Raw genomic sequence first — 12,104 nt, forward strand, 5'->3', positions numbered from 1 at the left:
TTTATTTAAAATAGAATCTCATTCCTCAAACAAGCTCTTATCAATCCCAGGAATCACTTCCAAAGCATTCTCATAATAAACCTTCTTTAGTACAGAGTCGGGGAGTCCCAAACCGTACATTTTCCAGTGGGCATGACGTTTTCTGTAATAATCGAAATATTCATCTCGGGTTTCCAATACTCTAAAATAGGTGTAATACTCCTCTTTATTATAAGAATCTTTTCCCATCAAAATACGATCTTGATAATTGATCATAAATTCCCTTGCGGTAATCGGTTGACGACCTAATTCAGCCAATACTGCCCCAATTTCAGTGTAGACATTCGGTAACTCATCAAGCAAAGTCCCCAATCGTTCTAAATCATTACCAAACCAGCCCAGATGCGCGGCAATAAATTTAGTATCAGGATGCTTTCGGAATATAGCATGTTGCTCAGCCATCACTTCTTCAAAGGAAGGATTCTTATCAGGATCTTTGTACCGACTGGGGTACTGCTTTAATTCCAGCCATCGCTCATTGTTTTTGTCTTTAGGCAACCAAAAAGCTGAGGGTTCACCAGTATGGATCAAAACGGGTATACCCAATTCTCCGCATTTCGTCCAGATAGGACCTAATCTTGGGTCATCAACTTTAATTCTATTGCCTTCACTATCCGCATCCGTAAGACCTAAGCTTTTATATACTTTGAGCCCCTTTACGCCCTTCTTTACCGCCTCTTCCATCATAGCTAGAGTTTCATTAGGCCAGTCTTCGTCATCTATTTTTTCGAAATCGAGATTCATAAATAGCACAAATCTATTGCTGTATTCTTCATTTACATTCTCTAGCGACCATTCCAAATATTTGCCCCGGAAACCACTTAGATTCACCATCACAGCCATATTTAAGTCGTCCATATCTTGAACCAGATCCCCAAGATCTTGAATGGGCATAGTCCATTGATGATTATGCACGTCAATAAAGGGAAACTTCGCTTCTGTTAATAGGTGCTCATCGACCACCAAAGTAGAAACAGGCTCATACTCTTCAACATCCATGACATTTAATCGGTATTGAATTTTACCGATTAGCCAATAGGTGATGCCAAGAAAAATTAAAATAGAAATGGGCAGTAATACCCACTTCTTTGCTGAAAATGCCATCTATTCTTGTATTGCTACAGGGACTTGAAACATGCTCTGATCCCAACTGAAATTGATATTGGCACCATTCTCTTTTGCGCTAAAGCCAATCGTGAAAGTCTCTACCGGTGCGGCTGGCTTTTGCACTGGAACTTCAATCGTGAGTACATCTAAATCATAATCAGGTTCAAAGGCACCCATAAAAACATCCGTTTCGCTATTTAAAGTGATTTCAAATGATTCAGGACCGGGCACGGCATACATTCTATAAGTTCCAGCTTCCACGGACTTACCTCCAAAAGTAACGTCCTTATTAAAACTGATTTCGGTTGCTGCATTGGCACCTAATCTCCAGTATTTACCGTAAGGCTGTAAAGCGCCTTCACTTTCCTCGCCAAAAATCTTTCTGCCTTTCTTAGAGGGCTGACTGTAGTCAATGGTTATTTCTAATCCGGCTTCATTATAAGTTACGCTAGCGGGTGGGCTAACAGGCGTGGCAAAAAATAATCCATAAACTGACCAAATAATAAATAATAGGAGTAATGCTCCAAGTCCGATTAATATCTTCTTTTTCATGTTCTTGTGGTTTTTAATTGGTAATTTAGTGATTTAAATTGAATTTTTTTTGTAGAAATCAAACACAGAGGAGTCATCACAGCGGAAGCCAAGGCTCAGGGCTGTATCTGCTTCAAAAAAGGAGTGTTTATGTTATTATCGTTCTTATGAGCTTGCTTAGGTAAGCAATTTTAACAGATTAAATCTACAGCCCCTACAAGGATGAAAGTAATTTATTCAACTGCCAAGTGTTGATTCAGAAAGTCGTATACCAAATTAAAATGATCTAAAGGTGCAATATGACTACCATCTAAAACCGCATGTTCGCTATGGAAGCTAAAATTCTTTTCCTTTAATCTCTCCATTAATTGATTGGACATTGCGGTAGCCGGCCATTGCTCATCATTCTTTCCAGATACAATCAATATCGGGCCATTGATGTCTTCCACTTTAATTTCTGCATTTTGTATAGCATTTTTATTCTCTAGCATCATGCTGTGCGCAGTATACAAATCACCTTTCATTGCTGGTAATATGGTTTTGAAAGGCGCAGGGACATAGGCTACTTCCTCACCATTAAAAGTCCATGAAGAAGTGTTAGCAGTCCAGGTTATGGCTGGAAAGCTCACATTTGAAGTGGACAACCCAATAACCGCATGAAAATGACTAAATCTGCTGCCTAAATTTAAAGCCAATTCGCCACCGCGAGAACCGCCCATCAATGCAATCTTATTCTCATCTATTTGTGGATGTTTGGCAATGCTTAAGATGCTGTCGGAAATAGCATTTAAAGAGATACGGTCTAAATAGGAGGGGGAACTCTTATAATTAAAATAACCTACCGCAAGCACCGCATAGCCCATTCTATTCAAACTATCCCTTTTGGCCTTCATATAATCTCTCGCCCAGTCATTTCCGCCACCGCCACCACCGAATGCTACAATCAAGGGCTGTTTATCGCCCTCACCTAAATATAATTCCGTTTCTACATTGCCATGCTGTTCTGAAAGAGGTGGGACATAAGTAAAAATGTATATTAGGCCAGCAGATACTATTATGCCGATAATCATTAAAATCTTTGTGGTTCTTTTTTTCATGGTTATTAGTTTATGCTGCTGCAATTATACAGATTGAATTTTCATTACTATTTGATCTATGTCAAATAATCATTTTTCTGCTCTAATTCTGCTTAAAGTTTCTTGTGTTATGCCCAAATAGGAAGCCACCATTCCTAAAGGAATTCTATGATAAATGTCGTGGTAGGTTTTTTGAAAATGTTCATATTTATCTTTGGCAGATGTAAATCGAATTGAAGTAATGCGTTCCATTAAATGGCCAAAAACACTCCCCATTGATAATCGAGCATAGCGCTCCATTTCGGGGAAATGATCAAATAGATACATCAGATCTTCTATCTCTAAACAATAGGCTGTTGTATTTTCAATCGCATCTATATAATAAATGTCTTTTTGCTTAAGGATAAAGCTCTTGGGCGAGTTTACCCATTCATAACTTGCGCTAAAGTATTCGGTGATTTCCAATCCATCTTTGATAAAATATGTTCTTAAGATGCCTTCAGAAATAAAGTAGCTTTTTGTACAAATAGTATTGGCATCTAAGACCAATTCACTCTTTCTAAAATGAACTTCTTTTATTCTTTTTGTCAACTCAGATTTTAGCTCATTCGATACTTCTATATAATTTTCAAAATGATCAAATATAGGCTCCATTGGTTCAGTTGAATTCATTTTTGTTTGTTTTATCACCTCAATTTTAGATGTTATTTGGTCATATTGGGTTCTACTATTTAAATGTAGATAAAAAGATCATTCCATAAATTTTGTGCTGCTGACTTTTACCCGACATTTTCCAAAATGAATGGAAGAGCCCTTTTTACTTAAACTTCTATAATTTGAAATACAGTCAAGCAAAAATGTTATTTTTGAAGCTCAGAAGAAGAGAGATATTCTCTTAAAGCTAATCTGATATTATTAAGTTTGAACTATTCTCAATGAATGTAATCGCTAGCCTAGGACTGATCAGTGTATTTTTACTATTATTGTTGTCCAGCTTTCTCCTTTTTAACAAATCGCCAAATAGAGTAGGCAATGTTCTCTTTGCTGCATTTCTGCTGATAACCTGTTTGGATATATCAGGCCAGGTTCTTGGAGACTTTTACAGAAACCATGGATGGATCAATAAACTTAGACTGGCCTTGGCTTTCCTTCAAATGCCGCTCTTATATTTCTATGTCAGGAGAGCTTGTTTCAGTGACTTTAAATTAAAACCAAAACTGATTTGGCACAGTCTGCCATTTTTCGTTTTTCTTTTAATTTTTACATTTTTTGGGATAGAGCAAAAGCTGGAAATAGGCTACGTCATTATTCTACAGCTGCAATATTACCTTTACTTTGTAGCGATTTTCCTCCTGCTTCGAAAGTATAGAAAGATCCATGATCAATTTCATTCTCTGCAGAGTGCGACCTATCAATGGCTTATGACTGCTTCAATATTATTAGTTTTCAGCAATACTATCGTACTTCTTCGCGGAGGATTTGAAGCCATGAATGACTTTCAGCGCTTTCCAGAATTGAATATAGCCGTAGCCTTAATGGGATTATTAGTTATTTCCTGGTTTGTACTGAAGACAATGCGTAATCCTGAACTTTTTACTAAGGTGAATGAAATTAAAGCTTCCTCAAGGAAAAATACGATAGCGGAAGAGGAGCAAATGCAGCATCAACAGGAAAAGTTGCATCGATACATGTTGGTAAATAAACCCTATTTAGAGGAAGCACTTAGCCTGCAAGAGCTTTCCCAAAGTACCCAAATCCCTATGAAACGATTGTCTCTATTGATCAATCAGAAAATAGGCAAGCATTTTTTTGACTATGTCAATGCTTACCGAATAGAAGATGCAAAAAGCCTCTTAAAAGAAACTGATTTTACTATTCAGCAAGTCATGTACGAAGTAGGCTTTAATTCAAAATCTTCTTTCAATACTGCTTTTAAGAAAATCACCTCACAAACGCCTTCAGCTTTCCGAAAGCAATCGGTTTAAAAATGCCCGTTTTGCAATTTTATTGACTGAAAATTTCCAAAAGTAGTACTCAATACAAAATATGAGGTCCTGAATAAAATTGCTAGGATTACAGTCTAAAGTATATTTTGCAGTGTCTCCCTTTTCTTCTTCCTACTGTATAACTATTTTAATTTTTACAATCAACATCTTTAAAGCTCGCAAGCAACACCCCTATAATCCACTCAAGGGGATAGTCCTCACGGATTTAGATGACTAGATAATTTTAAGGCTTATAACTTATGACTCATTATTAAGCAAAAGAATATATCTAGAGCACCTTAACACATCAAGCTTTTCAATTTTGGATAGTTATGAATAAAAGGGTTCGACTTTCGTCTAATCGAACCTGAAAGCCATTTTATATTGATTTCTTTGCCTCAATCAGTAAGCAATTATTAAAATAAACGAAATGAAGAAATTAAAAAACGCAGCCATTATTACTGCTTGTATTATTGCTTGGACTCTCTTTGTAGTCTTTGGTTTTATCAATGGGTATCTTTTGAGAACACTTGACTCATCTGGTAGCTCCGAGGAATTTTTTAATGCCGCAAAAAACGGCCTAAAAACTGAATTTGTCGGAAATCTGGCCATGGCCATGATTGAAGGGGGAAAGGTGACTAAAACTTACTTTTACTCCCATGATGGTGAGAAGATAGACAAACACTCAGCCTTTCCTGTAGCCTCTGTAAGTAAATGGGTAACAGCTGTTGGCATATTAAAATTAGTAGAAGCAGGAAAATTGGAGCTGGACAAACCGGTAGAGCAGTATTTAAGCCGTTGGCAATTACCCGAAACTGAGTTTGACAATAATGAAGTGACCATTAGACGGCTTCTTTCTCATTCTGCAGGATTTGATGACCAATTAGGCTACAATGGATTTGCTGCTGATGAAAAAATGCAAACGCTGGAAGAATCACTGAAAAAGGCCGCAGACGCAGGGAGCTGGACAGAAGGTAAGGCCAGAGTAGGGTATGAGCCGGGCGGACCTCATATGTACTCTGGTGCAAGCTATACTTTGCTGCAGTTGCTAATAGAAGAAGTTACTCAAATGTCTTATCAAGAATTTATGGCATCACAAATTTTTGAACCTTTAGGAATGAAGAATGCCAGTTTCCTTTTAGCCGACAGTACAGAAATTGGATTGGTGGATGTCTATAAAACAGATAGCACCATTCGCCCTATGAAAAGATTCACGGCTAAGGCAGCTGCCGGCTTGATGATTAGTCTGGATGATCTATCAAAATTTATGACAGGACTGATGCAATCGCAGGCTATTGTTTTGTCTCCAGACATGATTGAAAAAATGAGAAGCCCTCAAAGCTATAAGAATGGGCATGCTTTTTACGGTCTAGGACCAAGATTATACGGTCATCCCCTAGGAAAATCAAGGACCATGGGCCATGATGGAAGCGGAAATGATGCAATAAATGCCGCAGTTAGGATGGATGTTGAAACGAGTTCTGGTATCATCATCCTTGAAACCGGTCATTTCTCCTACGCCTCCGATATAGCAGATGAATGGCTATTCTGGAAAGCCGGTATAGCGGACAGGGTTGTGATGCAGCGGAATATACCTTACCTGATAGGATTATTAGTTTTTGGGTATTTATTTATATTGGTCATTTCGATTTGGACGATGAGAATAAGAAAATAAAGAACATCCTGCAACTCAAGAACTGCTGTTCATCCAGTTGCAGGATAGTTTACAAAGACAATATAGTATATTCCACCCTTCTATTTTGCTTTCGCTCTTTTTCTGTTGTACCATCCGTTATAGGTTTGGACGAACCGTAGCCTTTGGTTTTAATTCTTTTCTCGTCAATGCCTGCTTGTACTAGATAAGCCTTCACAGCATCCGCTCTATCCTGTGATAAGATCTTATTGAGCCTTGCAGAACCTCTTCTTTCAGTATGCCCTCCAATTTCTATTTCCATGGTTTCGGAGGATCGCATAAGCCTTATTAATCGGTCCAATTCAGGATGTGAGGCTTCTAGAATTTCATAGCTCCCTTGCCCAAAATAGACATTATTTAAACTAATAAAGGAGCCTTCGCTAAGTGGACTCAAATAGATGTCTCGGGTAATTTCTTGATAATTCTCTTTTTGCTGCAAATCGATATTGTCATGGGTCGACAAATAGCCCTCTAGCTGCGTATAATAGCCATAGTGTTCACCATAAGGTAGAATGATTTGGTAGCTTCCATCCGTTCCCTTCGACCTTACTGCATTCAATCTTCTTCCTTTCGGTAAAGATTCAAAATAGAGCTGTGCATGTAAAGGTTTTTTTGTGTTGGCATCTAATACTCGCCCTTTTATCAACACTACAGGATCGGGTTTTAGCGCTTCAGGTACTTTTACTCGATAGATATCTAATTGGGCGGCACCATCGCTTTGCGAAACCATATATGCCCAATCTCCTTTAGCGGGAATACTAAAATAGCCGTCCCACTTAGGAGTATTAATTTCAGGCCCTAGATTAATGGGCTCGCTCCATTCATATCCTCGATCATCCAACATGCGGCTCATAAAAATATCCATATCCCCATAACCCGAATGACCTTCACTAGAGAAATAGAGCGTTTTCCCATCCGCAGCTAAAAAGGGAGCGCTTTCATTGCCAAAGCTATTGACTACTTTCCCTAAGGTTCTCGGCCCGGACCAAGAGTGGATATATGAGGTGTAATTGGAAAGGTATAGATCATTCATTCCTTCATTGTATCCCGTTTTTAAAGATAGCACCATACTTTTACCCGTAACAGAAAGACTCGTTTCAGCGATATTGGAAGAGTTGATATAGCTTGATATCTTCACTTTCTTAGGAATAGACCAATGGTCATCTTGCCATTCCGTCATTGAATAGCCATTATGAGTCAAGCTTAAGCCATCTTCGGAATACGTATTGCTCAAAATCAGTTTGGAATTATCTGTTGAAATCCCCATCACATTATTGTGACCTGGCGTATTCAAGGGAAATCCCAACTTTATCGGAGCTCCCCATTGCTCATCTTCTAATGTAGATTTCCAGATTTCTTGTGCCTGCTCATCGTGTTCATTTCGGGTAAAGTACAAGCTTTTTCCATCATAAGAGACAATAGGCATTAATTCCTCTGCCTCGGTATTGATCGGGTAAGGTAGTTTTTCTTTGATGATTGCTGGCTGATTTGCTAATTGATTAATGGCAGATTTATCCTGTAATACATGAAAATAATCCACGTTGATGCCAATATCACCATTTAGTACCAACCCAATTCTACCTCCTTGAAAATGGACCTTACTAGCTCGTATTTCCGCTACTTCCTTCTCATTAATGCTGAAAAAGATCGTTTCCTTTCGCTTATGAATCGTCAGTTTATTGTTTTGGCCCTTCCCTCGAATGGCCGCAGACTTTCGCCAGGCTGTGAATTCCTTGATTCTTTTGCCCCAACTTGAATAGATCTTAAAGCTTCCTGATGAATTAATGATAAAAGAGAAGGTTGATCTGCTTTGAAAATGAGAGCCCCAATGGATGCCGTAGGAACCCGTATTTCCACCTTTCGTTTGCTTTACTAAGGCTTCGATTTTGTAGTCTGTTTTAGGATTAATGGCAAGATGGGTATAGGTAGCAAATCGATCTGTTTGATGTGATCTATCGATGCTTAAATGCTGGCCATCATAATGATATTGGGCATTACTATCACTCTGAAACTGCCATGTATAAGAGGGAGATGTAAAATCTTCCTGCATCAAATAGTGGGTTTGCGCAGACAAGAAAAGGGGAGAAGTGCAGCATAAAAATAGCAGCAAAAAGTACTTCATAAGTTTATTTGAGTTCAATTAGCGCGCTAAACTAATAGAATGCGTGTAATAAATCCAAATGGACAGCAAAGGGAAATACAAAATCGATTTACTGAAAGTGTTCAAAATTTTGTTCTCTGCTTATCCCAAAAAATTGACTTTCCATCTAAGGTTTCAATCTCTTCATCTAAAGCTATTTTTCTATTTAAACTTAAAATTCTACATTAGATATAGTAAAATATCAACTAAAACCTATAAGATCATGCCTGTAAAACATACCCTTACCAAAGAAATACATAAAGAAACGAAAAGAGGAACCACTGGATGTGGTACTAGTTTGAAAGACCGTCCTAGCCAATGGGTGTATACAAGGAACAAAATTACCTGTGAGAAGATTGGCTGTAGGAATTAGATTTCTACTTTATTATGGATTAGAAACAAATCAAAGTAATTAGACGGTTTAAATTTAATGATTAAAATCATCTTTTTTATTTTGATCAAATACAGTTTCAATTCTCCCAAGCGCAAAGGGTTCTCTTGGACTCTTTTGTATCAGGTAAAGTAGCTTTTACTACTTTTGCTTTTTAAGCATTTAAACCTCTGGAATCTAATGTAAGTAGCTCTGTGATTCATTCCGCAAAGCTACTTACCCTTGCCTTTAGATTATAGAGTCTTAGCTTCTGTTTTCCATACAGGTGTCTTAGCAGTATAATCTACATACTCTTCAAAATCTATGGGTTTGCGTCCGAGTATCTTCTCAACATCATGGGATACAGTTTGATTAGCAGGATTAGTAAGCACTTCTTTGAAGAGGTATCCGAATAGCCAGACGTAGGAAGAAGGTAAGCCAGCAGCAGTCATTCCCTCCTTAAACTCTTCAATTGAGATGGGTTGATATTGAATTTCCCGTCCTAATCCTTTAGCTAAGATTTCCACTACTTCTTTAAAAGTTCTTTTTTTCGGGCCCGTAACGGTTATTGTTTGGCTGTTATAATGCTCATCTAGTAGTACTTTGGTCACCACATCGGCAATATCATTCACGTCCACAAACGGAATTTCTGCATCAGGCATTGGCAAAGCGACTACGCCAGACATTACAAAATCACGAAATGCCCCATCACTGAAATTCTGGTTAAACCAAGATGCTCTTACCAAAGAATAGTTCAAACCGGAATCCGCTACTATCTGTTCACATGCTTCTGCTTCAGATTCACCCTTTCCCGAAAGCAAGACTACCTTTTCAAGTCCTTCTATAAATGCTGCGTCAGTTAATTTTTTAATAGCCTCCTTGGCGCCAGGAACAGCCAAGTCTGGATAATATACAATGTAGGCTCTATCCATATCTTTTAATGCAGCAGCATAAGTTGAAGGATCGTCCCAATCAAATGCAGGATTACCGTTTCTTGATCCCACTCTGACTTTATGTCCTAGTTCCTTAAGGTTTTTAACGACTCTTCTCCCGGTTTTACCAGTGCCACCAATTACTAAAATTTTTTGTTTCATATTAATAAATTTTCTGATTTGAAAATGATAATTACAATTACAAAAGCGACTAAAATACCTATCACCAAAATCGCTGGTTTTGGTAGGCGTATTATGTATTTCGTTTTGTTCATCGTGTAAAGATCACAGATTTGGAAAGGCTAAAATTGACTGGCTGCGACAACTACTTGGTTAATTAGGCCAATACTATATTATTAACTATTTCATGGGTTTGAAATCCTTTTAGATTGCTATCCTATTATTTAGATATATTGTTGCATAATCTACATTTCCATATTGTTTGTAATATGTCAATAAGCCTTGAAAGTACGGCTTGCAAAAGCGCTCAAAGAAAGGAATAACCACCCTATTTAAAAGGCTAAATGTAAGGGCCAATTTGATCATTCTATAGTTAATATGATCCGGTCTATAATATTTTTTGCGGTGGTAATCTGGGACAAATCTTTATATAAAGTCCCATCCTTCCCTGAATGATGACCATGACCAATCAACTTCATGATTTTATGTGATTTACTAATTAATTCTTCCTGATTTACTATTGCTTCATATACCAAGGAGGGTTGCCCTACTTTTCCATCACCTGAATAGATTTTATCATTAGGGAATTTGTCTTTACTGTAATAATTATTCCAGTCGTATGATTGATTGACTTCGAGAAAAATTTTAAAATCTGAGTGACTATTCATATCACTTTTCACATTCACAATAAAATTACTGGTGGGAGTTGCTCCCGACACTCCATCGAGATCAATCGGATTATCAATTGGTACATACAAACCATCACTTGCTAGAATACCTCTCTGGTGGGACCATCGAGGTAGTGCTTCAGGGCGTCTTTTAGTAGAAGCTTTCCATTCATCACCTTCCTTAACGCCATAATCAAAAGTACTTGAAGCAATCACCCGGGAGATATATAATGTTTCAATATAATTACCAAGTGTATCTTCAGCCCAAATGGCGAATAAAGGATACTGAAAGGCCGCTCCCTTTTTTAATTCCACACTGATTCGATGGTTACCAAGAGCCTTATCAACTTCAATAATTTGATAATTAAAGTTTTCTTCAGATTTTCCAGCTTGCTGATTTCTTAGTGCATTCCCATATGAATATAATGAATTGAGTACCGGCACTTCATGATACAAGCCTGTGGTCAATAATACGATTACCAGTATGATTAGGGGTACTTGAAACTTCTTGAATCTTGCTAGTCTTTTTCCAATTAGGTAATTTTTCATTGGTAATTTATTGTTTACCATATGAAAGAGAATGGCAAGCATAAATAATAGCGCGAATACAGTATGTATTGATGCTATTCGTTTCTGGAAGGGTGTAAAATACATGATTAAACCAGTTCCGGTCAGGATAATTAAAGTTAGCAGTAAGGTCACCGCAAGAATTCTTCTATTCATGGCTAGCTAAGGATTAAATAGTGATGTGTTTACTTTATGTATAGTTCTGAATTAAGGACACTATTTCTTGATAATTGGATTTGACTCAAATTCTTGTGTTTAAGTCTTCGTGCTTATATCACATGATTAGCTTAAACTTCACTTTTTTCAATTGCAAGGCGTAAAAACAAGACGGATAAGGCAGCTGTCACAATGGCAAAAACCTTTTCAAAATTGCTAGGAGCTATAATATTCCCCACAGTATTCAGCATAAACATGACAAAAAGAAGCCACATGGCGATCTTGCTAAAGCCTATCAATTTGCTGAAATTGACTTTTTTAGCTCGAATTAATACAAGCAATAGGATAAGAACTACTGCGGCCAGGGAGGCTATTTCAAAATTTAACAATTGCTGCCTCGTTTGCATTTTACCACCCCACAACAAATCGATAGGAGCATAGTCAAATCCCAGGATTCCAATTAAAATGGAAGCATGAAATAGAATGAGAGTACAAACCATAAATAGAATGACCCTTACAGCTTGATCAAAACCTATTATTTTCTTCATGATGATTCTATTTAAAGTGTTGAAGTAATAGTACCGTGTCACATTATGAACCAAAAATGAGGAATAAAAAGGTATCCTTCTTGACCTTAAATGACGATCATTTGACAGTTTA

11 protein-coding genes are annotated in these 12,104 nt (G+C 37.5%); 3 read left to right on the forward strand and 8 right to left on the reverse strand.

Annotation, left to right across the window (positions count from 1 at the left end):
- Positions 1-18: 18 nt before the first annotated feature.
- The 4 genes from B9Y84_RS03000 to B9Y84_RS03015 form a co-directional block, all read right to left on the reverse strand.
- On the reverse strand, positions 19-1,143 hold the full coding sequence (locus B9Y84_RS03000; RefSeq protein ID WP_085515608.1) for an amidohydrolase family protein: 1,125 nt from the start codon (positions 1,141-1,143) through the stop codon (positions 19-21).
- Entirely contained in the window at positions 1,144-1,698 is a 555-nt protein-coding gene (locus B9Y84_RS03005; RefSeq protein ID WP_085515609.1) for a DUF2911 domain-containing protein, read from the reverse strand.
- 212 nt (positions 1,699-1,910) lie between these two features.
- Positions 1,911-2,774 carry an alpha/beta hydrolase family protein gene (locus B9Y84_RS03010; protein ID WP_085515610.1) on the reverse strand — a complete coding sequence of 288 codons (864 nt, stop codon included), beginning with the start codon at positions 2,772-2,774 and terminating at the stop codon, positions 1,911-1,913.
- 69 nt (positions 2,775-2,843) lie between these two features.
- Entirely contained in the window at positions 2,844-3,425 is a 582-nt protein-coding gene (locus B9Y84_RS03015) for a Crp/Fnr family transcriptional regulator (RefSeq protein WP_085515611.1), read from the reverse strand.
- 263 nt (positions 3,426-3,688) lie between these two features.
- Here B9Y84_RS03015 and B9Y84_RS03020 point away from each other — a divergent pair, with 263 nt between their 5' ends.
- Positions 3,689-4,738: a helix-turn-helix domain-containing protein gene (locus B9Y84_RS03020; RefSeq protein WP_085515612.1), complete on the forward strand. Its 1,050-nt coding sequence runs from the start codon at positions 3,689-3,691 to the stop codon at positions 4,736-4,738.
- 430 nt (positions 4,739-5,168) lie between these two features.
- Positions 5,169-6,413, forward strand: a complete 1,245-nt coding sequence (locus tag B9Y84_RS03025) for a serine hydrolase domain-containing protein (RefSeq protein ID WP_085515613.1) — start codon at positions 5,169-5,171, stop codon at positions 6,411-6,413.
- Positions 6,414-6,462: 49 nt separating this feature from the next.
- Here B9Y84_RS03025 and B9Y84_RS03030 read toward each other — a convergent pair whose 3' ends face one another.
- Positions 6,463-8,553, reverse strand: coding sequence for an OmpA family protein (locus tag B9Y84_RS03030; protein WP_085515614.1), 2,091 nt, complete (start codon positions 8,551-8,553; stop codon positions 6,463-6,465).
- 241 nt (positions 8,554-8,794) lie between these two features.
- Here B9Y84_RS03030 and B9Y84_RS20530 point away from each other — a divergent pair, with 241 nt between their 5' ends.
- Entirely contained in the window at positions 8,795-8,944 is a 150-nt protein-coding gene (locus B9Y84_RS20530; protein ID WP_176223689.1) for a hypothetical protein, read from the forward strand.
- 251 nt (positions 8,945-9,195) lie between these two features.
- On the opposite strand, the gene B9Y84_RS03040 is transcribed toward B9Y84_RS20530, so the two are convergent.
- From B9Y84_RS03040 to B9Y84_RS03050, 3 genes are all read right to left on the reverse strand, one after another.
- The gene (locus B9Y84_RS03040) at positions 9,196-10,035 is read right to left on the reverse strand and encodes an NmrA family NAD(P)-binding protein (protein WP_085515616.1); all 840 of its coding nucleotides are present in this window, start codon (positions 10,033-10,035) and stop codon (positions 9,196-9,198) included.
- A 380-nt stretch (positions 10,036-10,415) separates the two neighbouring features.
- The gene (locus B9Y84_RS03045) at positions 10,416-11,270 is read right to left on the reverse strand and encodes a T9SS type B sorting domain-containing protein (RefSeq protein WP_085515617.1); all 855 of its coding nucleotides are present in this window, start codon (positions 11,268-11,270) and stop codon (positions 10,416-10,418) included.
- Between the two features lie 305 nt (positions 11,271-11,575).
- Positions 11,576-11,992, reverse strand: a complete 417-nt coding sequence (locus B9Y84_RS03050) for a hypothetical protein (protein ID WP_085515618.1) — start codon at positions 11,990-11,992, stop codon at positions 11,576-11,578.
- Positions 11,993-12,104 lie beyond the last annotated feature (112 nt).

Source organism: Marivirga sericea (genome assembly GCF_900177665.1).
Classification (GTDB): Bacteria; Bacteroidota; Bacteroidia; order Cytophagales; family Cyclobacteriaceae; genus Marivirga; species Marivirga sericea.

What these genes read in the sequence shown, in the direction of transcription:
- B9Y84_RS03030 (WP_085515614.1), bottom strand. Translation starts at nt 8,553, where the DNA reads ATGAAGTACTTTTTGCTGCTATTTTTATGCTGCACTTCTCCCCTTTTC.
- B9Y84_RS03020 (WP_085515612.1), top strand. Translation starts at nt 3,689, where the DNA reads ATGAATGTAATCGCTAGCCTAGGACTGATCAGTGTATTTTTACTATTA.
- B9Y84_RS20530 (WP_176223689.1), top strand. Translation starts at nt 8,795, where the DNA reads ATGCCTGTAAAACATACCCTTACCAAAGAAATACATAAAGAAACGAAA.
- B9Y84_RS03050 (WP_085515618.1), bottom strand. Translation starts at nt 11,992, where the DNA reads ATGAAGAAAATAATAGGTTTTGATCAAGCTGTAAGGGTCATTCTATTT.
- B9Y84_RS03025 (WP_085515613.1), top strand. Translation starts at nt 5,169, where the DNA reads ATGAAGAAATTAAAAAACGCAGCCATTATTACTGCTTGTATTATTGCT.
- B9Y84_RS03040 (WP_085515616.1), bottom strand. Translation starts at nt 10,035, where the DNA reads ATGAAACAAAAAATTTTAGTAATTGGTGGCACTGGTAAAACCGGGAGA.
- B9Y84_RS03015 (WP_085515611.1), bottom strand. Translation starts at nt 3,425, where the DNA reads ATGAATTCAACTGAACCAATGGAGCCTATATTTGATCATTTTGAAAAT.
- B9Y84_RS03000 (WP_085515608.1), bottom strand. Translation starts at nt 1,143, where the DNA reads ATGGCATTTTCAGCAAAGAAGTGGGTATTACTGCCCATTTCTATTTTA.
- B9Y84_RS03045 (WP_085515617.1), bottom strand. Translation starts at nt 11,270, where the DNA reads ATGAAAAATTACCTAATTGGAAAAAGACTAGCAAGATTCAAGAAGTTT.
- B9Y84_RS03010 (WP_085515610.1), bottom strand. Translation starts at nt 2,774, where the DNA reads ATGAAAAAAAGAACCACAAAGATTTTAATGATTATCGGCATAATAGTA.
- B9Y84_RS03005 (WP_085515609.1), bottom strand. Translation starts at nt 1,698, where the DNA reads ATGAAAAAGAAGATATTAATCGGACTTGGAGCATTACTCCTATTATTT.